This window comes from Saccharopolyspora griseoalba, assembly GCF_042665275.1.
GTDB classification, from domain to species: Bacteria; Actinomycetota; Actinomycetes; order Mycobacteriales; family Pseudonocardiaceae; genus Saccharopolyspora; species Saccharopolyspora griseoalba.
Genome location: NZ_JBHTCJ010000013.1, coordinates 56,484 through 82,544, shown reverse-complemented (window position 1 = coordinate 82,544; position 26,061 = coordinate 56,484). Strand labels below are relative to the sequence as shown.

Annotated in this window: 24 protein-coding genes; 12 read left to right on the top strand and 12 right to left on the bottom strand. The window is 73.1% G+C overall.

Translation table 11 applies throughout. The features are described 5' to 3' along the window. Positions 1 to 3: 3 nt before the first annotated feature. Entirely contained in the window at positions 4 to 771 is a 768-nt protein-coding gene (locus tag ACFQRI_RS21990) for a hypothetical protein (protein WP_380671629.1), read from the bottom strand. Between the two features lie 172 nt (positions 772 to 943). Here ACFQRI_RS21990 and ACFQRI_RS21985 point away from each other — a divergent pair, with 172 nt between their 5' ends. Continuing rightward, positions 944 to 1,417, top strand: coding sequence for a PPOX class F420-dependent oxidoreductase (locus ACFQRI_RS21985; protein WP_380671627.1), 474 nt, complete (start codon positions 944 to 946; stop codon positions 1,415 to 1,417). Positions 1,418 to 1,547: 130 nt separating this feature from the next. After that, on the top strand, positions 1,548 to 2,933 hold the full coding sequence (locus ACFQRI_RS21980) for a class II 3-deoxy-7-phosphoheptulonate synthase (protein ID WP_380671625.1): 1,386 nt from the start codon (positions 1,548 to 1,550) through the stop codon (positions 2,931 to 2,933). Positions 2,934 to 3,021: 88 nt separating this feature from the next. Here ACFQRI_RS21980 and mptB read toward each other — a convergent pair whose 3' ends face one another. Both mptB and pknB read right to left on the bottom strand, forming a co-directional pair. Beyond that, on the bottom strand, positions 3,022 to 4,578 hold the full coding sequence (gene mptB / locus ACFQRI_RS21975; RefSeq protein ID WP_380671623.1) for a polyprenol phosphomannose-dependent alpha 1,6 mannosyltransferase MptB: 1,557 nt from the start codon (positions 4,576 to 4,578) through the stop codon (positions 3,022 to 3,024). Positions 4,579 to 4,780: 202 nt separating this feature from the next. Continuing rightward, a complete protein-coding gene (gene pknB, locus ACFQRI_RS21970; RefSeq protein WP_380671621.1) occupies positions 4,781 to 6,799 on the bottom strand; it encodes a Stk1 family PASTA domain-containing Ser/Thr kinase in 2,019 nt (672 codons plus the stop codon). Between the two features lie 149 nt (positions 6,800 to 6,948). Here pknB and ACFQRI_RS21965 point away from each other — a divergent pair, with 149 nt between their 5' ends. Beyond that, complete coding sequence (locus tag ACFQRI_RS21965; protein WP_380671619.1) at positions 6,949 to 7,314, top strand: Rv2175c family DNA-binding protein; 366 nt, start codon at positions 6,949 to 6,951, stop codon at positions 7,312 to 7,314. A 201-nt stretch (positions 7,315 to 7,515) separates the two neighbouring features. Here ACFQRI_RS21965 and ACFQRI_RS21960 read toward each other — a convergent pair whose 3' ends face one another. The 3 genes from ACFQRI_RS21960 to ACFQRI_RS21950 form a co-directional block, all read right to left on the bottom strand. Continuing rightward, entirely contained in the window at positions 7,516 to 7,935 is a 420-nt protein-coding gene (locus ACFQRI_RS21960; RefSeq protein WP_380671617.1) for a PPOX class F420-dependent oxidoreductase, read from the bottom strand. Positions 7,936 to 8,020: 85 nt separating this feature from the next. Next, positions 8,021 to 9,511, bottom strand: coding sequence for a phytoene desaturase family protein (gene crtI, locus ACFQRI_RS21955; protein WP_380671615.1), 1,491 nt, complete (start codon positions 9,509 to 9,511; stop codon positions 8,021 to 8,023). Between the two features lie 4 nt (positions 9,512 to 9,515). Continuing rightward, positions 9,516 to 10,625, bottom strand: coding sequence for a polyprenyl synthetase family protein (locus ACFQRI_RS21950; protein WP_380671613.1), 1,110 nt, complete (start codon positions 10,623 to 10,625; stop codon positions 9,516 to 9,518). 146 nt (positions 10,626 to 10,771) lie between these two features. Here ACFQRI_RS21950 and metF point away from each other — a divergent pair, with 146 nt between their 5' ends. After that, positions 10,772 to 11,671 (top strand): methylenetetrahydrofolate reductase [NAD(P)H], encoded by a 900-nt coding sequence (gene metF, locus ACFQRI_RS21945; RefSeq protein ID WP_380671611.1) that lies wholly within the window; start codon positions 10,772 to 10,774, stop codon positions 11,669 to 11,671. Here metF and ACFQRI_RS21940 read toward each other — a convergent pair. Next, positions 11,630 to 12,292, bottom strand: a complete 663-nt coding sequence (locus ACFQRI_RS21940) for a DUF3153 domain-containing protein (RefSeq protein ID WP_380671610.1) — start codon at positions 12,290 to 12,292, stop codon at positions 11,630 to 11,632. The genes metF and ACFQRI_RS21940 overlap by 42 nt on opposite strands. Before the next feature lie 100 nt (positions 12,293 to 12,392). Between ACFQRI_RS21940 and ACFQRI_RS21935 the strand changes: the two genes are divergently transcribed. Further along, positions 12,393 to 14,072: a DUF885 domain-containing protein gene (locus ACFQRI_RS21935; protein ID WP_380671608.1), complete on the top strand. Its 1,680-nt coding sequence runs from the start codon at positions 12,393 to 12,395 to the stop codon at positions 14,070 to 14,072. Between the two features lie 61 nt (positions 14,073 to 14,133). Here ACFQRI_RS21935 and ACFQRI_RS21930 read toward each other — a convergent pair whose 3' ends face one another. Beyond that, on the bottom strand, positions 14,134 to 14,694 hold the full coding sequence (locus ACFQRI_RS21930) for a GNAT family N-acetyltransferase (RefSeq protein WP_380671606.1): 561 nt from the start codon (positions 14,692 to 14,694) through the stop codon (positions 14,134 to 14,136). Between the two features lie 243 nt (positions 14,695 to 14,937). On the opposite strand from ACFQRI_RS21930, the gene ACFQRI_RS21925 reads away from it, so the two are divergent. From ACFQRI_RS21925 to ACFQRI_RS21915, 3 genes are read left to right on the top strand one after another with little or no spacing between them, the layout of a single operon-like run. After that, positions 14,938 to 15,390 carry an SAV_6107 family HEPN domain-containing protein gene (locus tag ACFQRI_RS21925; protein WP_380671604.1) on the top strand — a complete coding sequence of 151 codons (453 nt, stop codon included), beginning with the start codon at positions 14,938 to 14,940 and terminating at the stop codon, positions 15,388 to 15,390. Then, positions 15,387 to 16,157 carry a maleylpyruvate isomerase N-terminal domain-containing protein gene (locus ACFQRI_RS21920; protein ID WP_380671602.1) on the top strand — a complete coding sequence of 257 codons (771 nt, stop codon included), beginning with the start codon at positions 15,387 to 15,389 and terminating at the stop codon, positions 16,155 to 16,157. Before ACFQRI_RS21925 ends, ACFQRI_RS21920 begins: the two co-directional genes overlap by 4 nt. Positions 16,158 to 16,217: 60 nt before the next feature. Next, the gene (locus ACFQRI_RS21915; RefSeq protein WP_380671600.1) at positions 16,218 to 16,730 is read left to right on the top strand and encodes a GNAT family N-acetyltransferase; all 513 of its coding nucleotides are present in this window, start codon (positions 16,218 to 16,220) and stop codon (positions 16,728 to 16,730) included. Between the two features lie 42 nt (positions 16,731 to 16,772). On the opposite strand, the gene ACFQRI_RS21910 is transcribed toward ACFQRI_RS21915, so the two are convergent. Together ACFQRI_RS21910 and ACFQRI_RS21905 are read right to left on the bottom strand one after the other, a co-directional pair. Further along, positions 16,773 to 21,332 (bottom strand): ATP-dependent helicase, encoded by a 4,560-nt coding sequence (locus ACFQRI_RS21910; RefSeq protein WP_465269731.1) that lies wholly within the window; start codon positions 21,330 to 21,332, stop codon positions 16,773 to 16,775. Positions 21,333 to 21,355: 23 nt separating this feature from the next. Further along, complete coding sequence (locus ACFQRI_RS21905; RefSeq protein ID WP_380671596.1) at positions 21,356 to 21,484, bottom strand: hypothetical protein; 129 nt, start codon at positions 21,482 to 21,484, stop codon at positions 21,356 to 21,358. Between the two features lie 105 nt (positions 21,485 to 21,589). Here ACFQRI_RS21905 and ACFQRI_RS21900 point away from each other — a divergent pair, with 105 nt between their 5' ends. Continuing rightward, positions 21,590 to 21,784, top strand: coding sequence for a DUF3046 domain-containing protein (locus ACFQRI_RS21900; protein WP_380671594.1), 195 nt, complete (start codon positions 21,590 to 21,592; stop codon positions 21,782 to 21,784). Positions 21,785 to 21,855: 71 nt separating this feature from the next. Here the strand turns inward: ACFQRI_RS21900 and ACFQRI_RS21895 are convergent, their stop codons facing one another. Then, positions 21,856 to 22,590 (bottom strand): DUF4383 domain-containing protein, encoded by a 735-nt coding sequence (locus tag ACFQRI_RS21895; protein WP_380671592.1) that lies wholly within the window; start codon positions 22,588 to 22,590, stop codon positions 21,856 to 21,858. Between the two features lie 249 nt (positions 22,591 to 22,839). Between ACFQRI_RS21895 and recA the strand changes: the two genes are divergently transcribed. The 3 genes from recA to ACFQRI_RS21880 all read left to right on the top strand — a co-directional run bounded on the left by recA (position 22,840) and on the right by ACFQRI_RS21880 (position 25,341). Continuing rightward, complete coding sequence (recA, locus tag ACFQRI_RS21890; protein WP_380671590.1) at positions 22,840 to 23,895, top strand: recombinase RecA; 1,056 nt, start codon at positions 22,840 to 22,842, stop codon at positions 23,893 to 23,895. Between the two features lie 14 nt (positions 23,896 to 23,909). Continuing rightward, positions 23,910 to 24,512: a regulatory protein RecX gene (locus ACFQRI_RS21885; protein WP_380671588.1), complete on the top strand. Its 603-nt coding sequence runs from the start codon at positions 23,910 to 23,912 to the stop codon at positions 24,510 to 24,512. Positions 24,513 to 24,690: 178 nt separating this feature from the next. Next, entirely contained in the window at positions 24,691 to 25,341 is a 651-nt protein-coding gene (locus ACFQRI_RS21880; RefSeq protein ID WP_380671586.1) for an HAD family hydrolase, read from the top strand. An 80-nt stretch (positions 25,342 to 25,421) separates the two neighbouring features. Here ACFQRI_RS21880 and eda read toward each other — a convergent pair whose 3' ends face one another. Beyond that, entirely contained in the window at positions 25,422 to 26,045 is a 624-nt protein-coding gene (gene eda / locus ACFQRI_RS21875) for a bifunctional 4-hydroxy-2-oxoglutarate aldolase/2-dehydro-3-deoxy-phosphogluconate aldolase (protein ID WP_380671584.1), read from the bottom strand. Positions 26,046 to 26,061 lie beyond the last annotated feature (16 nt).

Below are 26,061 nucleotides of genomic sequence, written 5' to 3'. Positions count from 1 at the left end.
GGCTCAGGACGGCTTCGTCCAGACCACGACGTCCAGGGCCATCTCGTTCTCCCGGCGCTCGCGCACCACCACGCGGGCGTAGGCGCCGCCGTCGGTCTTCGCGCAGTAGGCCGATCCGGCGGTGACCTCGTCGATCTCGACCCTGCTGTAGTACCCGGCCCGGATGCAGTCCTCCAGGGTCGAGTCCGGCGCGGCGGCGGCGAGGTCCTCGTGCGCGTAGAGGTGCGACGAGGAGAGGGTGAGGTCCTCGCCGTCCTCGCCGGAGGGCTCGGCCACCCAGTAGGGCTCCTGGGAGTCGAGGTCCAGGCCGTAGCCCTCGGTGAGCACGATCGGCTTCTCGCCGCTGGCCCGGCTGACCTCCGGGGCGCCGGGTGCGCTGCTGGTCGGACGCGCGGTCCCGGTCGGCGGAGCGGTGCTCTCCTCCTGCGCGGGCGGTGCCGGGTCGGGCGTGCCCCGCCCCGCCTGCTCCGACGGCGCGCTGACCACGGAGCGCGTGACGATCACCGCGGCCAGCACCGCGCCCACGACGATCACCGCCACCGCCAGCACGACCTTCGCGCCGACGACCTGCCCGCGGCTCGACCACAGCAGCACGACCCCGAACAGGATCGCCGCGACGGCGAGCGCGGCGGTGGCCATCGACGTCGGGTTGTTCAGGTATCCGGCGATGCCGACGACGTTGGCGGCGATGCCGAGCAGCGCCCACACCGGGTGCGAGACGGCGCTGCGCCGCTCCGGCTGCGCGCTCGGTTCCTGGCGGGTGTCCGGCACCGCTGCTCCTCTCGTGCTGCGACCGGGCGGGAGCTTAGCGCCGCCGGGCGGCCCGAGGGGCCGATTCGCGAAGTTCCGCGATCACCCGGCGCCCGCGGGCGCGTTGACTTCGAACCCGGCGGGACGCAGGATCGGTTGATCACCGGTACGGGCGGGAGCGGGGAGCGTGCGGATGTCGCGACGCGGTCAGATCACCATGTCCGAGGACGAGATCGCCGAGTTCGTCGAGAGCCGGCGCGTCGTGATCCTGGCGACGGTGAAGTCCGACGGCCGCCCGCACCTGGTGCCAATGTGGTTCGTCCCGGACGGCAAGACCATCGAGGTGTGGTCCTACGGCCGCTCGCAGAAGACGGTCAACCTGCGCCGCGACCCGCGGGCCACGCTGCTGGTGGAAACCGGCACCGACTACGGCGAGCTGCGCGGCGTCTCCCTGGAGTGCGACGTCGAGCTGCTGGAGGACCCCGACGACGTCGAACGCCTCGGCCTGGCGCTCGCGGTCCGCTACGGCCAGCTCTCCGAGTCCGACGCCCAGGACCCGGGCGTGCGCGAGATGATGCGGGGCCGCGCTGCCAAGCGCGTGGGCCTGCGCTTCACCCCGACGAGAACGATCTCCTGGGACCACCGCAAGCTCGGCGGCGCGTACTGAACTGCGATCGCCCGGTGGCCCCAGGACGGGTGGCCTAGACCGTTCCGCCTGGTGGGAAGGTCGGGGCGTCCGGTGTGAGACTGCGCTCCCGCTGGAAATCCGGTGGCGGCGAACCCTTATTCTTAATCGGGTGAACTGGACCGTCGATGTCCCCGTAGATGACCTGCCCGAACTGCCTCCGCTGCCGTCGGAGATGCGCGCCCAGCTGGACGACGCGCTGGCGCGCCCCGCGGCCCAGCAGCCCTCCTGGCCGGCCGAAGAGGTCGGGCCGGTGCGCAAGGTGCTGGAGAGCGTCCCGCCGGTGACCGTGCCCTCCGAGGTGGACCGGCTGCGCCGACACCTCGCGTCGGTCGCCCGGGGTGAGGCGTTTCTGCTGCAGGGCGGTGACTGCGCGGAGACCTTTGCGGACAACACCGAGCCGCACATCCGGGGCAACATCCGCACCCTGCTGCAGATGGCCGTCGTGCTGACCTACGGCGCGAGCATGCCGGTGGTCAAGGTCGGCCGGATCGCCGGGCAGTACGGCAAGCCGCGCTCCAGCGACACCGACGCCCTCGGCCTGCCCAGCTACCGCGGCGACATGGTCAACTCGCTGGTCGCCACCGAGGAGGCCCGCAGGCACGACCCCTCGCGGCTGATCCGGGCCTACGCCAACGCCAGCGCCGCGATGAACCTCTCCCGCGCGCTGACCAGCGCCGGCATGGCCGCGCTGACCCAGGTGCACGACTGGAACAAGGACTTCGTGCTCAACTCCCCGGCCGGGGAGCGCTACGAGTCGGTGGCCGCCGAGATCGACCGCGGTCTGCGGTTCATGCAGGCCTGCGGCGTGGACGACTCCAGCCTGCACTCGGTGGAGTTCTACGCCAGCCACGAGGCCCTGGTGCTCGACTACGAGCGGGCGATGCTGCGCCTGGACCACTCCGCGGGCAAGCCTCGGCTGTTCGACCTGTCCGGTCACTTCCTGTGGATCGGCGACCGGACCCGCCAGCTCGACGGCGCGCACGTCGCGCTGGCCGAGACGATCGCCAACCCGATCGGTCTGAAGATCGGCCCGAGCACCACGCCCGAGCAGGCCGTGGAGTACGTCGAGCGGCTGGACCCGAACAACGAGCCCGGCAGGCTCACGCTGATCAGCCGGATGGGCAACGGCAAGGTTCGCGATCTGCTGCCGCCGATCGTGGAGAAGGTCACCGCCTCCGGGCACCAGGTGATCTGGCAGTGCGACCCGATGCACGGCAACACCCACGAGGCCAGCACCGGCTACAAGACCCGGCACTTCGACCGGGTCGTCGACGAGGTCCAGGGCTTCTTCGAGGTGCACCACAAGCTGGGCACGCACCCCGGCGGCATCCACATCGAGCTCACCGGTGAGGACGTCACCGAGTGCGTCGGCGGTGCCCAGGAGATCTCCGACTCGGACCTCTCCGGCCGCTACGAGACCGCCTGCGACCCGCGGCTGAACACCCAGCAGTCGCTGGAGCTGGCGTTCCTCGTCGCCGAGATGCTGCGCGGCTAGGGAGCACGGGCACGCGGTCCCTCTTTTCCATCAGAAGTCCCTGAGCGCGCGAAAGGCGCTCAGGGACTTCTGATGGAAAAGGGCTCGCTCAGCTCGGAACCTTCGGGTTCCCCCGGACGAGCTCGCGGAGCGGGGCGCTCAGGCCCAGCGGGTCGAAGCGGACCAGCGAGAGGGCCCCGACGACCGCGGTGGCCGCGGCAACGGCCATGAACGGCCAGTTGTACATCGCCTCCTCGCCGTCGGGGTAGTAGGCGAGGATCAGCAGGACCGAGCCGCCGACGACGCAGGACAGGGCGCGCGGCGTCCAGGCGAACGCGGCGCCCATCGCCAGGCCCCAGCTCAGGTACCAGGGCAGCAGCACCGGCGAGAGCAGCGCGCCGCAGCACAGCACGATCGCCGCGCGGCGCACCGCCTCCGGGCCGCCCTCGCGGGCCTGCCACCAGTTCCACACCAGGATCGCCACCAGCACCAGCGAGCCCAGCGCGCGCGTGGTCCCCACGAACGGCCAGATGTTCAGCTCGCCGAACACCGAGGCCAGGGAGTGCACCGCCTGCCCGAGCGCGGTCGGGGCGGAGAGGTAGTTGACGATCATGCCCGGCGCGGACAGCGCGCCCAACCAGCCGAGGCCGACCTTGGCCAGCAGCGTGAACGAGCCGAAGACGGCGGTGAACACGGCGAGCGCGGGCACGAGCCCGTGCAGGAAGCGGCGCCACAGCGAGCCCGAGTAGCGCGAAGCCCAGATCCACACCAGGAACGGCAGCGCGAGGCCGGCCGTGGCCTTGATCGCCATCGCCGCGGAGACCAGCGCGATCCCGGTCGCGTTGCGCCCGTCCAGGACGGCCAGCGTCCCGACCGCCAGCAGGCCGATCATCAGCATGTCGTTGTGCGGGCCCCCGACCAGCTGCACGACCGTCATCGGGCTCGCCGCCACCAGCCACAGCGCCACCGGCAGCCTGCCGCCGAGGTGCCGGACCAGGCCGGGCAGGGACAGCACCAGTAGCGCCAGCCCGGTCAGCAGCACCAGGCGCATCACGATGACGTTGGCGATGATGCTGTGCCCGGACAGCAGGATCACGCCCTTGGCGATCCCCATGAACAGCGGGCCGTAGGGCGCCGGGGTGGTCTGCCAGGTGGGGTGCACGTTCTCCGGGATCGTGCCGGTGAGCATCGCCGGACCGACCCCGTAGGGATCGAGCCCGTTGAGCGCCAGCAGGCCCTGGCCGAGGTAGCTGTAGACGTCGCGGGTGAACAGCGGCGGCGCCACGATCATCGGCGCGATCCACGCGGCCATCGCGTGCAGCACCCCGCGCGACTCCACCAGGTGCGCCAGCACGCCCCGGCCCAGCCGCACCCACGCCCACACCAGCAGCGCGAAGCCCGCGTAGAGCACGGCGGTGGCGATGTAGCGGCCGTGGCCGTAGCGCAGCGCCGACAGCGGGCCGTCGCCCAGGATCGGGTCGTGGATCAGGGTGCCGCCCGCGCCGAGGGCGCCGAGGAGCATCATCAGCGAGCCGATGGTGCCGAGCGCGATGGTGCGCAACGGCAGCGGACGACCGTCGTGGTCTCCGCTGGGGCTGAACTGGCCGGCACCGCGGGTCCGCTCGGACCAATCGGGCGCCGATTCGATCGAGGCACTCGGGGGCATGGTGCTCCCATATTTCCACAGGCGCCGGTCCGTCCGGCTCTGACCAGCCGAGATCGCACGCGCGAGCGAGCATCGAGTGGATCTCCGGCGCGCGGTCGCCGCAGGTAGACCCGCGAGGGGTGGGATCGTTACGGCGCCGCGCGGAGATCAGGATCACACCAGCGGCGGTGGTTTTCCACCGAAACGGCGAGATTCGTCCGGATCAGAAGGCCGTCACGTGGAGCGCCGATCCGGGCTGCACGCGGCTGCCCGGAGTCGGGTACTGGCCGAAGATGACCATGCCCTCGCGCTGGAACAGCGACTTGACGTCCAGCGTCAGCCCGATCGAGGCGACCTGCTGCTGGGCCTGCGCCACCTGCATGCCGCTGAGGTTGGGCACCGGCACCGCGTTGGAGGTCACCACGCCGATCTCGGGCTTGCCGACCAGCTTGACCTCGGCGCCGATGGCCGGATCCGTGCTGATCACGTGCCCGGCCTCGACGTCGGCGTCGAACTGCTGGCCCGCGTCGTACGGGGCGAACCCGGCGTTGGTCAGCGTCGCGAACGCCTCGTCGCGACCCATGCCGCGCACGTCGGGCACCTGGACCGGCTCCGGGCCCTTGCTGACCACCAGCTGGACCTCTTCGCTGATGTTCAGCCGCGCGCCCGCCGCGGGGTCGGTGCGGATCACCCGGCCCTCCGGGACCGAGGAGTGGTACTCGTCGGACGAGCCGTCGTGCACCGGCTTGAGCTTGGCGTTGCGGATCGCGGTCTGCGCCTGGGCCAGCGAGGTGCCCGGCTCGATCTGCGGCACCGCGGGTTTGCCCAGCGAGACCACCAGGTCGACCGCGCTGCCGCTGCGCGCGTTCGAGCCCTCCTCCGGCGAGACGCTGAGCACGATGCCCTCGGGGACGTCGTTGTCGTTCTCCCGCGTGACGTTGGCGCTGAGCCCGGCGCGCTCGACGCTCTGCCGCGCCTCCGCCTCGGACAGGCCAACGACCTTGGGCACCGCGACGCTGCTGCCCAGGCCGAGCCAGAACGCGGCGCCGCCGACCAGCGCGGCCAGCACCAGCACCACGGTCGTCCACATCGCGCCGCGGCGGCGGTTGCGGCGTCGCGGCGGCGCGTACGGCGGTTCCTCCGGCGGGGGCGGGGTGTCGTAGTCCTGCCCCGTGGCCGGGCGCGCCAGCGCGCGGGTGTGCTGGCGCGGGGGCTGCGCCTGGGCGGTCGCCGGGACCGGCGCGGCCGGCTCGATCCGGGTCGGCTCGGCGCGGACCGCGGTGAACTCCTCGGTCGTCGGACCGTCGGCGACCGGGGGCAGCAGCGCGGTGCGCGCCTCCGAGGTCGGCACCGGCACGGTCACCGGGGCGATGCCCAGGTCGTTCCGGGTCTGCTGCACCTCGGCGAGGAAGGCCTCGGCGTCGGCGGGCCGCTGCTGGGCGTCGCGCCGGGTGGCGCGCAGCACGAGAGCGTCGACGACCGTCGGGACCTCGGAGGAGGCGCTCGGCGGCGGGACGTCCTCGTTGACGTGCTGGTAGGCCACCGACATCGCGGTGTCGCCCGAGTACGGAGGGCGGCCGGTGAGCATCTCGTAGGCCACGATGCCCGCGGCGTAGACGTCGGTGCGCGCGTCGGCGGCGCCGGTGGTGACCTGCTCCGGGGAGAGGTAGGCGACGGTTCCCAGGATGACGCTGCCGCTGGTGGTGCCCGCCTCGGCGGCGGCCCGGACCAGGCCGAAGTCGGCGACCTTGATCGAGCCGTCGGTGCCGATGAGCACGTTCTCCGGCTTGACGTCGCGGTGCACCATGCCGGCCCGGTGCGCCACGGACAGCGCGGACAGCAGCGGCTCCAGCACGCTCAGCGCCATGGCCAGCGGCAGCGGGCCGCCCCGGTCGACGATCAGGTCGCGCAGCGTGCAGCCCTCGACCAGTTCCATGACGAGGAACACGCGGTCGCCGTCGGGCCCGCGGTCCACGCCCTGGTCGAAGACGGCCACGATGTCGTTGTGGTGCAGCTTCGCCGCCGAGCGCGCCTCCCGCTCGAAGCGCTCGACGAAGGACCGGTCCCCGGAGTAGCGCTCGTCCATCACCTTGAGCGCCACCGGGCGCTCCAGACGGGTGTCCAGGCCTCGGTAGACGGTGGACATGCCGCCGCGCGCGATGAGCGAGTCGACCCGGTAGCGCCCCTCCAGCATCGAGCCGACGAGGCCGTTGCCACGTCCCTGCTGCGTCTCCGATGTCATGCGCGCGCCAACTCCCGGTTCCGATTCCGGCTTCGATTGTCGCAGGTTCCGCACCGGGGGCGGGCCGAGGTGGCGAGGATGGACATGATCTTGAAATCTTACCCAGCCGGTGCACAGCGCCACGCTCGGTCGTGTGGCAGGGTGGCGGTGTGGTTGCTATCCCTGCTGCCCCGGACGTGCTCGCTCCCGATGTGGAGGTAATCCCGCTGCCCGACGTGGCGAAGCTCCTCGGACGGTCGGTGACCCGGGTGCACCAAATGATTCGCGATGGTCAACTGCTCGCCCTCAAGCGCAACGCTGAGCTGGGCGTGCCGAAGGCGTTCTTCGCGGGGGAGGGGATCGTGAAGGGCCTTCCCGGCACGATCACCCTGCTCCGGGACGCCGGATACCACGAGGACGAGATCCTCCGGTGGTTGTTCACCGAAGACGAGACCCTCCCGGGTTCCCCGATCGACGCCCTCCGCGGCGACCGGGGCCGAGAGGTGAAGAGAAGGGCCCAGGCCATGGGCTTCTAGCTCTTCGACGTTCCTGCGGTCGTCTCGCGCGGCCGTCCTCGCCGCGCGCGGGAACCGGCGGTAATGCGGGCTGCTCGGGTGTGCCGACGGCTCCGCCTGCGGACCGTCGCGCGCGGCCGTTCGCGCTCCCGGACTCGCGGAACACGCGCTGAAGCGGAAGCGGGCGGGCTCCCCGGAAGGGAGGGGAGCCCGCCCGGCGCCTCAGCCCGGCTGGTCGTTGTCCTTCAGGGAACCCCAGCCGTGCCAGCGATCGATCTCGATGAACGCGCTCACCCGCGGGTTGTCCCGGTTCGGGTACTGCTGGCCCAGGTAGCGGTGGGCGAGCGCGTCGAGGTCGACCAGGCCATCGTCGTCGCGGAACTCCACGACCCGGCCGACGACGGTGACGTGGGTGTACCAGTCGCCGGAGTCCATCACGCTGAGCGTGACCCTCGGGTCGTTGCGCATGTGCTTGAGTCGCACGCGTCCGGCGTCGAGGTTGACCATCACCCGGCCGCCGTCCCACAGGTACCAGGTGGGCGTGGAAACCGGGGTGCCGTCCTTGCGCAGCGTCGTGATGACCGACGGGTTGGCCTTGCGCAGCATCTCGATCGCGTCGGACGGCAGCGGCGGCTTGGACATGGAGGAACTCCTCGGTCGTGTCGTGTCGATCCGGCGCGGCCACGTCCCGGCGCGGGATGCTGATCGGGTCGCGCCGGGGCCGACGCTACGCCGCGACGATCTTGCGCGCTCGTCGTGACCCGGTGATCCGCTGCGCGGCGAGCTTGCCCGACACCAGGACAGGCGGCACTCCCACGCCCGGCGTCGTCCCGGAACCGGCCAGCACCGCGTTGCGCAGGCCGGGAACCAGGTTGCGCGGCCGGAACGGCCCGGTCTGGGCGAAGGTGTGCGCGGCGGAGAACGGCGTGCCCGCGGCGTGCCCCTGGGCGGCCCAGTCCCGCGGCGTGATCAGGCGTTCGACCTCGACCGACTCGCCGAAGCCGGGGAAGCCGCGGCGCTGCAGCACCGCGACGAGCTCGTCGCGGTAGGCCGGGCCGATGCGCTCCCAGTCCAGCGGTCCGGTGGCCAGGTTCGGGCAGGGCGCGAGCACGTAGTGCAGCTCGCGGCCCTCCGGCGCCAATCCCGGGTCGGTCGCCGTCGGCCGGGTGACCAGCAGCGACGGGTCGGTCATCAGCGCGCCGTCGCGGATGATCTCGGTGAAGGTGCGCTGCCAGGCGGCGCCGAAGGAGATCGTGTGGTGCGCCTCCGACCAGCCGCGGGTGGTGCCCGCGTGCAGCACCACCGCCGAGGGCGACCAGCGCAGCCGGCGCCGCGAGCGCAGGCCCAGCAGCTCTCGCACCACCGGCAGGTCCGGGGTGAGCACCACCGCGTCGGCGGCGACGCGCTCCTCGGCGGTGCGCACCGCGGTGATCCGGTCGCCGCTCCGCTCCAGCCCGGTGACCTCGGCGCCGTACCGGAAGCGCACGCCGGCCTCGGCCGCGGCCTCGGCCATCCCGCGCGGCAGGGCGTGCATGCCGCCGCGCGGGAACCACACGCCGCCGACGGTGTCCATGTAGGAGATCACCGCGTACAGCGCCAGCGCCCGACGCGGGTCCAAACCGGCGTAGAGCGCCTGGAAGGAGAACACCCGGCGCAGCCGCTCGTCGCGCAGGAAGCGCCCGATCGCCGGGCCCAGCCGCCCGAAGCCGCCCAGCGCGATCAGCCGCGCGAGCTCGGGGGAGACCAGGTCCAGCGGCGAGTCGAAGTTGGCGTCGATGAACCGGTCCATCTCCGCCCGGTACACCCTGGTCAGCCAGTCGCGCAGGCGCCGGTAGCCGGCGGCTTCGGTCGCTCCGGCGAACTCGCGGATCTCCTGCTCCATGGCCGCGCCGTCGGTGTGCACGTCCAGCGCCGAGCCGTCGGCGAACTGCGCCCGGTAGGCCGGGCGCAGCTCGATCAGCTCCAGCCGTTCGGACAGCGAGGAGCCGACCGCGCGCAGCGCCTCGTCGGCGAGCTCGGGCATGGTCAGCACCGTCGGCCCGGTGTCGATGCGGTAGCCGTCGAGCTCGTGCAGCCCGGCGCGCCCGCCCGGCGTCGCCTCGCGCTCGACCACCGTGACCCGCCGCCCCGCACCGGCCAGGTGCAGCGCGGCCGACAGCCCGGACAGCCCCGCACCGACGACGACCACGTGCTCGGTGGGACCGGGAACGGTGCGCACGGCGTCAGTGGGTGCGGTCGGTGACCGCCACGGCCAGTTCGGCGAGCCGCGAGGCGGCGGGCTCGTCCAGGCCCGCCGCGTGCAGCGCCAGCATCGCCGAGCCGGTCAGCTCCGCGATCCGCTTGTCCACCGCGCTCGCCGCGCCGAGGGACTCCAGCGCTTCGCGGGCCTGCGCGACCCGGTCCTCGTCGAGGTCCGGGTCGCCCAGCACGCCCCGCAGCAGGTGCAGCGAGGCGTCGTCGCCCCGCTCGCGAGCGGCTGCCACGGCCTCGGCCACGAGCACGGTGCGCTTGCCCTCGCGCAGGTCGTCACCAGCGGGCTTGCCGGTGACCTCGGGGTCGCCGAACACGCCCAGCAGGTCGTCGCGCAGCTGGAAGGCCACGCCGATGTCGGTGCCGAAGCGGTGCAGCGCGGTCAGCGCCTCCTGGTCCGCCCCGGCGATCTGCGCGCCCAGCTCCAGCGGCCGCTGCACCGAGTAGGAGGCCGACTTCAGCTCGCAGATGCGCAGCGCGGCCTCGGGGGTCTCGTCGCCGCGCACCTGGCCCAGCACGTCCAGGTACTGCCCGGAGAGCACCTCGGTGCGCATCGCCCGCCAGGGCCGCAGCGCGCGGGCCATCGCCTCGGCGCCGATCCCCGAGCTGTGCAGCATGTCGTCGGACCAGGCCAGCGCCAGGTCGCCGAGCAGCACGGCGGCGGCCATGCCGAACCTGGATGCGTCGCCCGCGTAGTCGTTCTCCCGGTGCATCGCCTCGAACCGCCGGTGCGCGGTCGGATTGCCCCTGCGGGTGTCGGACTCGTCGATGAGGTCGTCGTGCAGCAGCGCGCAGGCCTGCAGCAGTTCGAGCGCGCTGGCGGCGCGCAGCGTCGAGGCGGCCTCCGGGCCCCGGGCGGCGCCGCCGCAGGCGCGCCACCCCCACCAGGCGAAGGTCGGGCGGATCCGCTTGCCGCCGCCGAGGACGAACTCGCTGAGCTGCTCGGCCGCCTCGCCGACCGCCGGGTCGAGCTCGGCCGCTTCGCGGCGCCGCTGCTGCAGGTGGTCGGCCAGCGTCTGCCGGACGTGCCCCGGGAGGTCCTTCTCGAAGTCGGTGTCGCCGTCGGGCGTCCGCACGGTCACCGGATGAATGGGAGCCACCCCTACATACTCTTCGATGCCCCCTCACCCGTTCGTGCGGGGGCGGTCTCGGGCCCGGTGCGCTCGGCCCGAGCCCGCGCGTTCCACATCGTGAATCGGGCTCGCCGGTGGGCCTTATTCTGGCGTGCATGACGACGGTGGTGGACCGGTTGAACGGCGGCCGGACGGGATTCTCGGTGGAGTTCTTCCCGCCGCGCAACGACGAGGAGGAGCGGATCCTCTGGCGCGCGGTGCGCGAGCTGGAACCGCTGGACCCCGCGTTCGTGTCGGTCACCTACGGGGCGGGCGGGTCCAGCCGGGACCGCACGATCCGCACCACCGGGCGCATCGCGCAGGAGACCACGCTGACCCCGATGGCCCACCTGACCGCGGTGGACCACTCGGTGGCCGAGCTGCGCAACGTGATCGGCAGCTACGCGGCCGCGGGCGTGCGCAACGTGCTCGCCGTGCGCGGCGACCCGCCCGGCGACCCCACCGGGCCGTGGGTGGCCCACCCGAAAGGCCTGACCTACGCCGAGGAGCTGGTGCGCCTGGTGCGCGAGCTCGGCGAGTTCTGCGTCGGCGTGGCCGCCTTCCCGCACGGGCACCCGCGCTCGGGCGACCCGGAGGTCGACGCCGACCACCTGGTGCGCAAGATCGACGCCGGGGCGGGCTTCGCGATCGCGCAGCTGTTCCTGGAGCCGGAGCACTTCCTGCGGTTGCGCGACCGGATGGCCGCGCGCGGTTGCGACGTGCCGCTGCTGCCCGGCGTCATGCCGATCACCACGCCGAAGGTGCTGGCCAAGTTCGGCGAGCTGGCCGGGGTGGAGATCCCGCGGTCGCTGTCCGACCGGCTGCTTCCGCTGGCCGACGACCCGGCGGCCTTCCGCGCCGCGGGCGTCGAGCTGGTGACCGGCTGGTGCGAGCGGCTGATCGCCGAAGGCGTTCCGGCGCTGCACTTCTACACGCTCAACCGCTCCAGGGCGACGCGCGAGGTGGTCACCTCGCTAGGCCTTGACCGGCGGCCGGTTGCGCAGGTGGGTGCGTAGCGCCAGCAACCCGACCAGCACCGCGGTGAGCACGGTCAGCCCGCCGACCAGCGACACCCACAGCCACCAGCCGAGGCCGCCGGCCCCGGAGAACTGGAAGGCCGCCGAGAGCTGGGTGACCTCACCGGGTTCGAGGTTCCAGGTGACCGTGCCCGCGCTCTCCTCGCCGTTGGTGCGGGTGATCTCGCCGGGAGCGCTGATCTTGAGCTCGATCGAGGAGTCGGTCTCGGCCAGCGGCGTGAGGTCGGCCTCGCCCTCGAAGTGGACCAGCGAACCCTGCCGCCGCAGCTCCAGGTGGTAGCGGGAGTCGTTCGGGCTCAGCGCGGCCGCCAGCTGCCCGACCTCGTCGAACTCCAGGTCGCGGAAGGACACGGTCGCCCCGGCCTCCTGGCCCTCGGTGAACGGCTCGACCTTGACCCGGTCGGCCAGCTTCGGCGGCGGCCGCAGCTCGAAGGGCACCTTGCCGTCGACCGTCTCGGTCGCCACCACGACCTCGCCGGAGACCGTGTCCTCACCGGAGATGGTCAGCGCGGCGTTGACGTTCAGACATCCCCCGAGCAGCGTGGCGAGCACCGTGACCAGGACGGCCAGGAGCGCGCGACGCGATCTGTTCCCCACCACGCGTGGATGTTCGCACCGAATCGCGACCTTCGCCGTCCGTGCGCTCGTCGTCTTCCCGTCGTAGTGCGTCCGGCCGTCCGGTCCGCGCTAGCGTGGCCCCATGGGAGTTGACCACAACGGGGTGCACGCGATCAGCGACCGCTACGTCGACGAGCTGGCCGCGCTGGACCCGATCGCCGCGACCTACCTGGGGGTGCCCGGTGGGGAAGAGGAGCTGACCGACTACTCGCCCAGCGGGCACCGGGCGCGCGCCGAGCTCGCGCGCCGCAGCTACGACGCGGTCTCGGCCGCCGAGCCCGCCGACGAGTCCGAGCGGGTGGCCGAGGCGGTGTTCACCGAGCGGGTCGGGCTGGACCTCGAGCTGCACGAGATCGGGGCGGACATGTCCGCGCTGAACGTGATCGCCAGCCCGGTGCAGGAGTTGCGCCAGGTCTTCGACCTGATGCCCACCGAGACCGCCGACGACTGGCGCACCGTCGCGCGCAGGCTGGCCAAGATGCCCGAGGCGGTGCTGGGGCTGCGCGCCGGGCTGACCGCCGCGGCCGCCGAGGGGAACGTCTCTGCCCAGCGGCAGGTCCGCAAGGTCGCCGAGCAGTGCGACACCTGGTCCGGGCGCTCCGGGGCGGGCTCGTTCTTCGCCTCGCTGGTCGGCCGCGCGGACGAGGTCGACGAGAGCCTGCGCCGCGAGCTGGACACCGCCGCCGAGGGCGCTGCCGAGGCCTACGCGGGCCTGGCCGACTTCCTGCGCGCGGAGCTGCTGCCCAAGGCGCCGGAGAAGGACGCCGTCGGCGAGGAGCGGTACCGGTTGTGGTCGCGGTACTTCACCGGGGCGAAGCTGGACCTGCAGGAGGCCTACGAGTGGGGCTGGCAGGAGTTCGCCGAGATCGAGGCCGAGATGAAGCAGGTCGCCGAGCGGATCAAGCCCGGCGCGCCCCTCGCCGAGGCCGCCGAGCTGCTCGACCACGACCCGCGCTACGTGGTGCGCGGGCAGGCGGAGTTCGCCGAGTGGATGCAGCGGCTCTCCGACTCCGCGCTGGCCGACCTGCGCGGCACCCACTTCGACATCCCCGACGAGCTGATGAAGCTCGAGTGCAAGATCGCCCCGCCCGGGGGCGGTGTCGGCGCCTACTACACCGGGCCCACCGACGACTTCTCCCGCCCGGGCCGGATGTGGTGGTCGGTGCCCGCCGACCGGCAGGAGTTCCCGACCTGGCGCGAGGTCTCCACGGTCTACCACGAGGGCGTGCCGGGGCATCACCTCCAGGTGGCCACCGCGGTCCACGAGGCCGAGCGGCTGAACAAGTTCCAGCGGCTCGCCTGCTTCGTCTCCGGGCACGGCGAGGGGTGGGCGCTCTACGCCGAGCGGCTGATGCGCGAGCTCGGTTACCTCGCCGACGACGGAGATCTGCTGGGCATGCTCAACGACCAGCTCTTCCGCGCCGCGCGGGTGATCGTCGACATCGGCATGCACCTCGAACTGCCGATCCCGGCCGGGTTCGGCTTCCACGAGGGCGAGCGCTGGACGCCGGAGCTGGGGCTGGAGTTCATGCTCAGCCGGACCGTCACCGATCCTGCCTGGGTGCGCGACGAGATCGACCGCTACCTGGGCTGGCCGGGCCAGGCCCCGTCCTACAAGCTCGGCGAGCGGCTGTGGCGGCAGGCCCGCGACGAGGTGCGCAAGCGCCAGGGAGCGGCCTTCGACCCGAAGGCCTTCCACACCAGCGCCCTGCGGATGGGCTCGATGGGGCTCGACACCCTCCGCGACCAGCTCGCGGTCTGAGCGGGAGCGGGCGCCTCCGCGGGCCGGGCCCGCGGAGGCGCCGGCCGGCCCGCCGCCGGGATCAGAGCGGCAGCGGTCGGCCGAGGACCGCGAAGGGGCGCGGGTCGCCGGTGAAGCGGTAGTTGCGCAGCACGTCGCCGAAGCCGACGCGGCGGTAGAGGTTCCAGGCGCGGGTGGGGCCCTCCGGGGTCGACAGCAGCACCCGCGCGCCCTGAGCCCCGTCGAGCAGCCGCCGCAGGATCTCCTCGCCGAGGCCGGCGCCCTGGCAGTCCGGGCGCACGTGCAGCTCGGTGAGCTCGAAGTAGTCGGCCAGCCAGCTGTCCGGGTCCCCGCCGGTGGACAGCAGGCCGCGGCGGACCTGCTCGTGCCACCACTGGCCGGGCGCGCCGAGGTAGCCGTACCCGACGCCGGCGAGCTCGTCGGCGTCGTTGAACGCCCCGATGCAGCGCCAGCCGGGGCGCAGCATGTGCGCCGCCCACATCGGGCCGCGCTGCTGCGCGGTCGACGGCGGGTATCCCATCGCGTCGACGTAGATCCGCAGGGCCTCCGGAAGTCTCTCCCGCAGTTCCGCTGCGGTCAGTTCGACGATCCGGTCGTAGCTGGGGGATGGCGCGGCGGTCACGGCTCGAACAGTAACCCGTGCGGAGCGCGCGTGGGGTCCTCACCCGATCGTGGTGATCATCCGCGCAGCTCACGACTCGAACAGGTGAGCTACAGCGCATCGCTTGAGTCGATCACCGGCCGCCGCTAATCTGGAGTCGTTCGAACGCGAGTTCGATGAACGTCAGTTCGAACAGCGGTCCGGCGGTGGGGTAGGGGAAGTGCCCCGCCGCCGGACCCGGCCGACGAAGGAGGGGAGCGCGTGATGACCTGTCCCACCGACCTGATCCCGTGGCCGCGGCACTCCGCCGACGACCGAGAGCCGGGCGAGCGGCCCTCGCCCCAGGCCGAGGCTCCGGCCGGGGCCGTGTCGCTGCTGCTCGACGCGCGCGCCCGCCTGCGCGAGGCCGACCAGGCCGACCAGCCCGGCGACCGGTTCGTCGCCGCGCACGTCGCGGCGTTGCGCGCCGCTTCCGCGGTGGTGGTGGCGCGCGCCGGTCAGCGCGAGGGCAAGCCCGCCAGCGTGTGGACCCTGCTGACCGCTGCGGCACCGGAGCTGCGCGAGTGGGCGGCCTACTTCGCCGCGCGCTCGGACCGCAGGGCGGCCGCCGAGGCCGGCGTGCCGACCACGACCACCGCGGAGGCGGACGAACTGCTCGTGCGCAGCAGGCGCTTCCTCGACGTCGTGGGCCACAGCCTGCTGGGGGCGACGAGGTGAACGGGACCGAAGTGCGACTCGACCACGAGCGGATGCTCGACCTGCTGAGCAGCGAAGCGCAGCTGCTGACCGCCGCAACCCACGACGTCGACGCGGACACCCCGGTGCACAACGCGGCGGGCCGCACGCTCGGGCAGACCGTGCGCCAGCTGGGCGACCTGTGCGAGGACGTGCTGTGCTGGCTCGGGTCCCCGGAAGCCGAACGGCGCTGGGACCTGCCCGCCGAGCCGGAGCTGCCGGAAGCGGTCGGCCGGTTCTCGGTCCGGCTGGCCGAGGTGCTCGCCGAGTTCGCCGCCCGCCCACCGGAGTCGCGCTGCCCCACGTGGTGGCCCGAGGACCACACGGTGCGGTTCTGGGTGCGGCGGTTGCTGCACGCGGTGACCCTGCACCGGGTCGACGTGCAGGTCGCCGCCCGGGTGGAGGTCACCGAGATCGACCCGGAGGTGGCCGCCGACGGCGTGGACGAGGTGCTGCGGGTCTGGTTCGACCACCGGCTGCGCGCCCTGGGCATCACCGCGACCCGCGCCTGCTCGGTCGGCGTGCACGTGCCGGGCCGCAACTGGCTGGTCACCGCCGACGAGGAGGGCACCGCGGTGCTCGGCTCCGAGGACGTCGCGAGCACCACCCCGGACGCCGTCGTCAGCGGCGATCCGGCAGCGGTCTACCTCTGGGCGTGGGGCCGCCTGCCCAACCGCGCCATCGAAACCACCGGGGACCAGGACGCCATCGCCCAGCTCTGGGGCCTGCTGCAGCTCGCCACCCGGTGACGGGGAGCGGCACCGAAAATCGCTTGCCGCGCCACCGCGCTCGACCGGAAGCATGGGCCCATGCTGATCCGCCGCGAGACGGCCGCCGACATCCCGGCGGTCCGGGCCGTGCACACCGCCGCCTTCGCCGATCCCGAGCGACCGCTGCCAGCCGAGGTGGGGCTGGTCGACGAGCTGCGCTCCGGCGACGCCTGGATCCCCGAGCTGGCGCTGGTCGCGCAGCTCGACGGCGACGTCGTCGGGCACGTGGTGGGCAGCCGGGCCAGCGTCGGCGAGGTCCCGGTGCTGGCGCTGGGCCCGATCGGCGTCCTCCCGCGCGTGCAGCGGCGGGGCGTCGGATCGGCCCTGATGCACGCCGTGCTCGGCGCCGCCGACGCCCTCGGCGAACCCCTGGTCGGCCTGCTCGGCCACCTCGACTACTACCCGCGCTTCGGCTTCGTGCCGGCGGCCGAGCACGGCATCACCCCGCCCGTGCCGGACTGGGCCACCCACTTCCAGGTGCGGCCGCTGGCCGCCCACGACCCGGCCATCCGCGGCGAGTTCGGCTACGCGGACCCCTTCATGCGGCTCTGAACCCCGGCCTCCGTCCCCTTTTCATCGAAAGGACCCGCGCGGTCAGGATCGCAGCCGGAGGCCCTTGGGGGTGGCGCGGAAGCCCGCCTCGGTGAGCACCGCCGCCAGCCGCGAGCTCCAGGCGTCCTGGCCGTCGGCCCGCTCCACCGCGAGCTGGTCCAGCCAGCCGTCCCGGACCACCCGGGCGAGCCCCTCCGCGGCGGTGCGCAGCGCGGCCTCGTCCTCGGTGAACGACAGCAGCGACTTGCCGCCGCGCTCGACGTAGAACACGACGGCCCCGTCGACCAGCACCACCAGCGCACCCGCCTTGCGCCCCGGGCGGTGCCGGGTGTCGCCCACCGGCGCGGGCCACTCCAGCGCCCCGCCGTAGGGCTGCGCCGGGTCCGCGGCGGCCAGCACCACCGCCCGCCCGCTCTCCCGGTCGTCGCCGGACAGGGCGCGCAGCCGATCGATCGCCCCGGGCACCGCGAACTGCGCGCCGCCCAGGCCCTCGACCACGTACCCGCGGCGGCACCGGCCGGACTCCTCCATCGCCCGCAGCACCTTGTACACCGCGGAGAACCCGCCGCTGACCCGCTCGACGTCCAGAGCGCCCCTGGTCAGCACCCCGTGCCGCTCCAGGAACGCCTCGGCCCGCGCGTGCGCCCGGCGGGTCGGAGCGGCCTCCGGTCGCGGTGCCCGCGACCAGCGGCCGGAGACCGTCGGAGGACCGGTGCGGCTGGGCATCGAAGGTCGGCCCGCGCGCAACCGCGCGTAGCGCCCGCGCGGCGCGCTCCGGCGCGGCTTGTGCGCGGCACCGCGCCCGGACACCAGCGCGCGCAGCGGCGCGAGCGTGTCGTTGGTGATCAGCCCGGCCCACACCAGGTCCCACAGCGCGGTGGTCAGCTCGTCGTCCGCGGGCGGTTGCCCGCCGTCGGCCAGCAGCACCTCCCCGACGCGGTCGGCCAGCTGCCGGAAGAACAGCGCGCCACCGTCCAGTGCGGACAGCGCGGCCCGGTGCAGCGGTGAGTCCGGTGCCTCCTCGGGCAGGTCCGGCAGCAGCAGGTCGGCCACATCGGTCGGCGCCAGCGCGATCCAGCCGTCGCCACCGGCGAGCGCACCAGCCCCGACCCAGGTCACCTCGCCGGTCGAGGTCAGCTCGTCGAGCAGCGCGGGGGAGTAGCCGGGCAGCCGCGCGGGCAGCACCAGCGACTCCAGCGCGCTCGCCGGGACCGGTACCCCGGCCAGCTGCTCCACCACCGCGTACACGTCATCGACGTTCGGCGCGCTCCTCGACCGCGTGCCGATGCCCTGCCAGGTGGGCAGGAACCGGCCCAGCGCCTCGGGCTCCACCGGCTCCACCTCGGCGCGCAACCGCGCCAGCGAGGCGCGTCGCAGCCGGCGAAGCACCTCGGCGTCGCAGTACTCCAGCACTCCGCCGCCCCCGGAGGCCAGCGGCCGCAGCTCGCCGCGCACCAGCCGCCCGGTCCCGGTCAGCCGGTCCAGCACCCCGTGCACCACCGCGACGCCCAGCCCGAACCGGTGCGCGGCCTGCTCGGCCGGGAACGGCCCGCGGCTGCGCGCGTAGCGGATGAGCAGGTCGCCCAGCGGATCGGCGACCGGCTCGGTGAACGCCTCCGGCACCCCGACCGGGAGCGCCACGCCCAGCGCGTCGCGCACCCGGCCGGCGTCCTCGATGGCGATCCAGCGCTCCTCGCCTGCGATGCGCACCCGCAGCGCGCGCCGCTGCGCGGCCAGCTGGTCCAGCCATTCCGGCCGCACGCCGCGCTTCTCGGCCTCCGATGTGGACAGATCTCCGAGCCAGCGCAGCAGGTCCGCGGCGCCCTCGGCGTCGCGCGCGTGGCGATCGGGCTCGATCCGCTGCAGCTGCTGCTCGATCTCGGCCAGCGCGTCCGGGTCGAGCAGCTCCCGCATCGCCTCCGAACCCAGCAGCTCGGCCAGCAACGTCGAGTCCAGGCTCAGCGCCGCCGAACGACGCTCGGCCAGCGGGGCGTCGGTCTCGTAGAGGAACATCCCGATGTAGCCGAACAGCAGGCTGCGCGCGAACGGCGACGGCGCGGGCGTCTCGACCTCGACCACCCGCACCTTGCGCTGCGCGACCTGCCCCATCAGCTCGGTCAGCCCGGGCACGTCGTAGACGTCCTGCAGGCACTCCCGCATCGCCTCCAGCACGATCGGGAACTGCTCGTACTGCGCGGCGACCGCGAGCAGCTGCGCGGCGCGCTGCCGCTGCTGCCACAGCGGGGTGCGCTTGCGCGGGTCCCGGCGCGGCAGCAGCAGCGCCCGCGCCGCGCACTCCCGGAACCGCGCGGCGAACAGCGCCGAACCGCCGACCTCGTCGGTGACCACCTGTTGCACCTCGTCCGGCGGCAGCAGCACGTCCTCGGCGGTGGGCAGCACCTCGGCGCCCGACTCGTCGAGCGCGTCGGCCAGCCGCAGCACGATCCCGTCGTCGGAGGAGGCCAGCTGCGGTTCGACGCCCCGCCGCTCCCGGAGCCGCGCGCCGATGGCCAGCGCCCACGGCCCGTTGACCTGCGCGCCGAACGGGGAGTGCACCACCAGGCGCCAGTCGCCGAGCTCGTCGCGGAAGCGCTCCACCACGATCGTGCGGTCGTCGGGCACGTGCCGGGTCGCCCGCTTCTGCTCGTCCAGGTAGGAGAGCAGGTTGTCCTGCGCCCACCGGTCCAGTCCGGCCGCGGCGACGCGCTCCCGCGCGCGCTCCTCGCCCGCGCCGGTCAGCTCGCGCACGAACGCGCCCAGGGCCCGGCCCAGCTCCAGCGGGCGCCCGGGCTGGTCGCCCCGCCAGAACGGCATCCGGCCCGGCGTGCCGGGAACCGGGGTGACCACCACCCGGTCGTGGGTGATGTCCTCCACCCGCCACGAGCTCGTGCCCAGCAGGAACGTGTCGCCGACCCGGGACTCGTAGACCATCTCCTCGTCGAGCTCGCCGACCCGCACGCCGCCGCGCCCTGCCTCGTCGTCCCCGGGCGTGGTCACCGTGAACAGGCCGCGATCGGGGATGGTGCCCCCGGAGGTGACCGCCAGCCGCTGCGCGCCCGGACGGGGCCGCAGCACGTCCTCGATCCGGTCCCACACGACGCGCGCCCGCAGCTCGCCGAACTCCTCGCTGGGGTACCGCCCGGCCAGCATGTCCAGCACCGCGTGCAGCGCCGAGTCGGGCAGCCCGGCGAACGGCGCCGCGCGCCGCACCAGCGCGGCCAGCCGCGCGACCGGCAGCTCGTCCATGGCCACCATCGACACGACCTGCTGGGCCAGCACGTCCAGCGGGTTGCGCGGGAAGGAGATCGATTCGATCAGCCCGTCGGCCATCCGCTCGGCCACCACCCCGCAGCCCACGAGGTCGCCGCGGAACTTCGGGAACACCACGCCGCGGGAGACCGCGCCGACCTGGTGCCCGCCGCGGCCGATGCGCTGCAGCCCGGAGGCCACCGACGGCGGCGCCTCCACCTGCACCACGAGGTCGACCGCGCCCATGTCGATGCCCAGCTCCAGCGAGGAGGTCGCCACCACGCAGGGCAGCTCCCCGGACTTGAGCTCCTCCTCGACGAGTCCGCGCTGCTCCTTGGACATCGAGCCGTGGTGCGCCTTGGCAACCACCGGCGGCGCTCCGCCGCCGACGCCCGAGCCGCCGACCGCCTCGGCGGGGAACCGGGTCATCTCCTCGGGCTGCTCGGCGGCCAGCTCGTTGATGCCCGCGGTCAGCCGTTCGGCCAGTCGCCGGGAGTTGGCGAACACGATCGTGGAGCGGTGCTGCCGGATCAGCTCCAGGATCCGGTCCTGCACCGACGGCCAGATCGAGGTCTGCTGCTCCTGGTCCTGGTCGCCGGTGCCCAGCTCGGCGAGGTCCGGCACGGGCACCTCCACCCGGACCTGGACCTCCTTGGGGTGGGCCGGCTGGATGGTGCGCACCGGTCGACCACCGGCGAGGAAGGTGCTCACCTCCTCGACCGGTCGCACCGTCGCGGACAGCCCGATGCGCTGCGCGGGCTCGGCCAGCAGCTCGTCCAGGCGCTCCAGGGACAGCGCGAGGTGCGCGCCGCGCTTGGTTCCGGCCACCGCGTGCACCTCGTCGACGATCACCGTCTCGACCCCGCGCAGCGACTCCCGTGCCGCGGAGGTGAGCAGCAGGAACAGCGACTCCGGGGTGGTGACCAGCACGTCCGGCGGTTTGCGGGCGAACGAGCGGCGCTGGTCGGCGGGGGTGTCGCCGGTCCGGATCCCGACCTCGATCTCCGGCGGCGCGGAGCCGAGCCGCTGCGCCGCCTGCCGGATCCCGGTCAGCGGCGCGCGCAGGTTGCGCTCCACGTCGACGGCCAGCGCCTTCAGCGGCGAGACGTAGAGCACGCGGCAGCGCTGCTTGGGGTCGGCCGGCTCGCCCTCGGCGGCCAGCCGGTCCAGCGCGGACAGGAACGCCGCCAGCGTCTTGCCGGAACCGGTCGGCGCCACCACCAGGGCGTGCTCGCCCTCCGCGATCGCTTCCCACGCGCCCCGCTGCGCCTCGGTGGGCGCGTCGAAGGCGCCGCGGAACCAGTCGCGGGTCGCCGCCGAGAAACCGTCCAGCACGTCGTTCACGCCCCCCATGCTGGACCAGAGCACCGACGTCGCTACTTGCCGCGGTTCTGCCAGAGGAAGCGCACCAGCACGACGATCACGGCCAGCAGCATCGCGGCCACGACGATCTTGCCGAGCGGAGTGGACATCCCGGTCGGGTCGGTCTGCAGCAGCAACAGCACGTCACCAGCCTAGACGTCCCGCGGGGCCGGGAGCCGCCGCCGCGACCGATCGCGGGGGTCGAGTTCGGGACGGGAGCCCCGCGGGGCCGAGTACGCTGGCCGGCGATGCGTCACACCGATTTCCGCTCTCGAATGGCCGACGAGTTCGGCCGCGTGCGGGCCGAGATGCTCGCGCAGGACCACGTCTTCTCCGAGCTCGGCGGGCGCACGGTGGACGAGGCGCTGGAAGCCGGCGTGTCCACCAAGGCGGTCTGGAAGGCGGTCTGCGACGCCTTCGAGGTGCCCGCGGTCCGCCGCTAGGCTCCGCTCGGTGCGGGCGGCTCCGCCGCGTCCTCGAGCAGTTCCGGACCGGTTCGCGGCGCCGCCGCCGATCAGGACCCGATCTGCTTCTTCTCCTGCTCGAAGTCGGCCCACGGGTTCTGCGAGCTGATCCGCTGCTGCGGCGTCTTGCCCGCCGACTCGTAGGCCTCGTAGGCGCGGCGGCGCTCCTCCTGCATCCGGCGCCAGCGCTCCGCGCTGACCCGGCGCTGCTGCTGCGGGGACGCGTGGCCCTCGGCGACCGCGATCTCGTCGGTGCACATCGGCCCGAGCTCCTCGATGCGGCGCTCCTCGGCCCGGACCCGGTCGGTGTCCTCCTGAACCGGGGGTTCGTGGTGCCGGTAGCGGACGTAGGGGTTGTCCTCGGGCAGGCCGCCGCTGAGCCGCCCGTAGAAGCCGATGAACATCAGCACGATGCTCGCGGCGAAGCTGAACGCCACGTTGCGGATGTCGAAGGCCAGGATGTTCCAGGCCGTGTTCATCAGCCCGATGTTGATCAGCCCGGACAGGAAGAACAGCACGCCGATCACCGCGGTGGTGGTGGAGGCGACCGGCCCGCCCCAGGCAGCGGCCCCGATCAGGATCGCGCCGACCGCGACCGAGACCACGGCCAGCAGGCCGTTGCTGGACAGGCCCATGACGTCGATGCCGCTGGTGGAGAACAGCGGGACGCGGTCGGCCAGCCCGAGCACGCCGAAGGCCAGCAGGCAGGCGCCGAAGATGGCTGCGGCCACCCGGTAGAAGCGGTTCAGCGGGTGCTCCGGCGGCAGGTAGCGGTCCATGCGCATGGTCCGCACCTCCTCTCGCTCTGCGAGGAGCCTGGACTCCGAGTGTCCACCGCGGGGCCGTAGATCGCACCATCACACGACGGAGTGATCCGGCCGGCGTGTCGGGCAGATGATCGAACATCCGTTCGCCTAGTATGGGCGGCGCGGGACCGGAGCACCGTCAGCCCCGGGAGCCGGATTGTCGGTCCCTGCCCGTAGCGTCTGAACCGACGAAGAGACCCCCTGAGATTCCGACCGAGGTGGACCCCGATGGCAGCAGCGACACCTGACAAGGGCAAGGCGCTGGAGCTGGCGCTTGCCCAGATCGACAAGCAGTTCGGCAAAGGATCGGTCATGCGGCTCGGCGACGACTCCCGGCCGCCGGTCGAGGTGATCCCGACCGGATCCATCTCGCTGGACGTCGCGCTGGGCATCGGCGGTCTCCCGCGCGGTCGCATCGTCGAGATCTACGGCCCGGAGAGCAGCGGTAAGACCTCCGTGGCGCTGCACGCGGTGGCCAACGCGCAGCAGCTGGGCGGCACCGCGGCGTTCGTCGACGCCGAGCACGCGCTGGACCCCGAGTACGCCAAGGCGATCGGCGTGGACACCGACTCGCTGCTGGTCTCCCAGCCCGACACCGGTGAGCAGGCGCTGGAGATCGCCGACATGCTGATCCGCTCCGGCGCGCTGGACTGCATCGTCATCGACTCGGTGGCCGCGCTGGTGCCGCGCGCCGAGATCGAGGGCGAGATGGGCGACAGCCACGTGGGTCTGCAGGCCCGGCTGATGAGCCAGGCGCTGCGCAAGCTCACCTCCGCGCTGTACAACGCCAAGACGACCGCGATCTTCATCAACCAGCTCCGCGAGAAGGTCGGCGTGATGTTCGGCTCCCCGGAGACCACGACCGGTGGTAAGGCGTTGAAGTTCTACTCCTCGGTGCGGCTGGACGTGCGCCGGATCGAGACGCTCAAGGACGGCTCCGACGCGGTCGGCAACCGCACCCGCGTCAAGATCGTCAAGAACAAGGTGGCGCCGCCGTTCAAGCAGGCCGAGTTCGACATCCTCTACGGCGTCGGCATCAGCCGCGAGGGCTCGCTGATCGACATGGGCGTCGAGCAGGGCATCATCCGCAAGTCGGGTGCCTGGTACACCTACGAGGGCGACCAGCTGGGCCAGGGCAAGGAGAACGCCCGCAAGTTCATGCGGGAGAACCCGGACGTGGCCAACGAGATCGAGAAGCGGATCAAGGAGAAGCTCGGCATCGGGGCCTCCCTCGACAAGGAGAGCACCGAGGAGGCCGCCGAGCCGGCCCCGGTCGAGTTCTGATCCGCCGAGCTCGGATGAACGACGAAGGCGCGACCCGGAGGAGCGGTCGCCGCTCCTCCGGACCGGCCGGGTCCGACGACGTCGGCGGGCCGGAGGAGAAGAAGTCCCAGCGCCAGCCGGACGACCCGGCGGCCAAGGCTCGCGATGTCGTCTACCGGCTGCTGGCCACCCGCGCCCGCAGTCGCTCCGAGTTGCGGCAGGCCCTGCTGCGCAAGGAGATCGAGGAGGACGTCGCCGACGCCGTGCTGCAGAAGTTCGTCGACGCGGGCCTGGTCGACGACGCCTCCTTCGCCGAGGAGTGGGTCAGCGCTCGCCAGCGCTACCAGGGGCTGGGCCGCAAGGCGCTGGGTTTCGAGCTGCGCCGCAAGGGCGTGGACGAGCAGCACGTGGAAGCCGCGCTGGCCAACGTGGACGCGGAAGCCGAGGAGGACCGCGCCCGCGAACTCGTCCAGCGCAAGCTCCGCAGCATGCGCGCGGCCGACTACCAGACCAAGATGCGCCGCCTGGTGGGCATGCTCGCCCGCAAGGGCTACTCGGAAGGCCTCGCCTACCGCGTGGTCCGCGAGCAGGTCGAAGCCCACGGTTCGGCGGAGGGCGAAGACCTCGACCTCCCGTGATCCGCGGCCAGGGGCTTGCCCGCCGGGCACCTGCCCGCGCCGAGGAGGGCGCGACGTCGCGGGGAGCCGCTGGTCCGGAGAGCCGGGCCGGTGTGCCGAGGCCGTCGAGCGTGGGACGCGTCTCTGGAACTGGGACGGTGGTACCGGTCCGTCGGGGTGGTTTCGTAGAGTCGCCGCCATGGCGACGACTCCTCGGCACATCGTGTGGGACTGGAACGGCACCTTGCTCGACGACAACCACGCCGTGGTCTCGGCGGTGAACGTGGTTTGCACCGAGTACGACCGGGAGCACGTCGACATCGACGAGTGGCGCGCGCTGTACAAGCGCCCGCTGTCGCAGTGCTACGCCAGCCTGCTGCGCCGCGAGCTCTCCGAGCAGGACTGGGCGCGCATCGACGTGCTCTACCACGAGGCCTACCGCGGGCTCCTGGACAGCTGCGGCATGGCCGAGGGCGTTCCGCACGCCCTGGACGACTGGGCGCGGGCCGGCGGCACGCAGTCCCTGCTGTCGATGTGGTTCCACGAGGAGCTGGTCGACCTGGTCACCGCGCGCGGCCTGCACGAGCGCTTCGCCAGGATGGACGGCCTGCGCAGCTCGATCGGCGGCGGTTCGAAGGCAGCGCACCTGCGCGAGCACCTGCGGACCCAGCAGCTCGACCCGGCCGAGGTGGTGCTCATCGGCGACGTCCTCGACGACGCCCACGCCGCCGACGAGGCCGGGGCGGACTGCGTGCTGGTCACCACCGGCGTGATGGGCCGGAACAAGCTGGAGGCCGCCGGGTTCCCCGTCGTCGACTCGATCCCGGAGGCGATGAAGCTCCTGGCCTGAGCGGGGTGCCGCTGGCCCTTTTTCATCGGAGTCCCCTGCGAGCGCCGCTCGCAGGGGACTCCGATGAAAAAGGGTCGACGTCAGCGCAGCGCGGCCGCCTCGGCTGCCAGCCGCTCGATCTCGTCCCAGTCGCCCGCGGCGAGCAGGTCCTTCGGCGCCAGCCAGGAACCGCCCACGCAGCCGACGTTGGGCAGCGCGAGGTAGTCCGGCGCGTTGCCGATGCTGATCCCGCCGGTGGGGCAGAAGCGCAGCTTCGGCAGCGGCCCGGCGATGCCCTTCAGGAAGGGCACGCCGCCGCTGGCCTCGGCCGGGAAGAACTTCATCGCGCTTGCCCCGCGCTCGGCCAGCCGCATCGCCTCGGAGACCGTGCCCGCCCCGGCTAGGCAGGGCACGCCGGAGGCCTCCACGTCGTCCAGCAGCCGGTCGGTCGCGCCGGGCGTGACCAAGTACTGCGCGCCGGCGTCGGCGGCCTGCTTGGCCTGCCCGACCTCGGTGACGGTGCCGGCCCCGGCGACCATGCCGGGCACCTCGGCGGCGATGCGCTCGATCGCGGGCAGTCCCGCGGGGGTGCGCAGGGTGACCTCGATGGTCCGGATCCCGCCGCGCAGCAGCGCCTCGGCCAGCGGGACCGCGTGCCCCGCGTCCTCCAGCGCCACGACCGGGACCACCGGTGCCAGGTCGAAAACGTCGGCTGCGGTGTTCATCTTCATCCGTTCCTCA

What these genes read in the sequence shown, in the direction of transcription:
- ACFQRI_RS21985 (WP_380671627.1), top strand. Translation starts at nt 944, where the DNA reads ATGTCGCGACGCGGTCAGATCACCATGTCCGAGGACGAGATCGCCGAG.
- mptB (WP_380671623.1), bottom strand. Translation starts at nt 4,578, where the DNA reads ATGCCCCCGAGTGCCTCGATCGAATCGGCGCCCGATTGGTCCGAGCGG.
- pknB (WP_380671621.1), bottom strand. Translation starts at nt 6,799, where the DNA reads ATGACATCGGAGACGCAGCAGGGACGTGGCAACGGCCTCGTCGGCTCG.
- ACFQRI_RS21960 (WP_380671617.1), bottom strand. Translation starts at nt 7,935, where the DNA reads ATGTCCAAGCCGCCGCTGCCGTCCGACGCGATCGAGATGCTGCGCAAG.
- metF (WP_380671611.1), top strand. Translation starts at nt 10,772, where the DNA reads ATGACGACGGTGGTGGACCGGTTGAACGGCGGCCGGACGGGATTCTCG.
- ACFQRI_RS21935 (WP_380671608.1), top strand. Translation starts at nt 12,393, where the DNA reads ATGGGAGTTGACCACAACGGGGTGCACGCGATCAGCGACCGCTACGTC.
- ACFQRI_RS21925 (WP_380671604.1), top strand. Translation starts at nt 14,938, where the DNA reads ATGACCTGTCCCACCGACCTGATCCCGTGGCCGCGGCACTCCGCCGAC.
- ACFQRI_RS21915 (WP_380671600.1), top strand. Translation starts at nt 16,218, where the DNA reads ATGCTGATCCGCCGCGAGACGGCCGCCGACATCCCGGCGGTCCGGGCC.
- ACFQRI_RS21910 (WP_465269731.1), bottom strand. Translation starts at nt 21,332, where the DNA reads ATGGGGGGCGTGAACGACGTGCTGGACGGTTTCTCGGCGGCGACCCGC.
- ACFQRI_RS21900 (WP_380671594.1), top strand. Translation starts at nt 21,590, where the DNA reads ATGCGTCACACCGATTTCCGCTCTCGAATGGCCGACGAGTTCGGCCGC.
- ACFQRI_RS21895 (WP_380671592.1), bottom strand. Translation starts at nt 22,590, where the DNA reads ATGCGCATGGACCGCTACCTGCCGCCGGAGCACCCGCTGAACCGCTTC.
- recA (WP_380671590.1), top strand. Translation starts at nt 22,840, where the DNA reads ATGGCAGCAGCGACACCTGACAAGGGCAAGGCGCTGGAGCTGGCGCTT.
- ACFQRI_RS21885 (WP_380671588.1), top strand. Translation starts at nt 23,910, where the DNA reads ATGAACGACGAAGGCGCGACCCGGAGGAGCGGTCGCCGCTCCTCCGGA.
- ACFQRI_RS21880 (WP_380671586.1), top strand. Translation starts at nt 24,691, where the DNA reads ATGGCGACGACTCCTCGGCACATCGTGTGGGACTGGAACGGCACCTTG.
- eda (WP_380671584.1), bottom strand. Translation starts at nt 26,045, where the DNA reads ATGAACACCGCAGCCGACGTTTTCGACCTGGCACCGGTGGTCCCGGTC.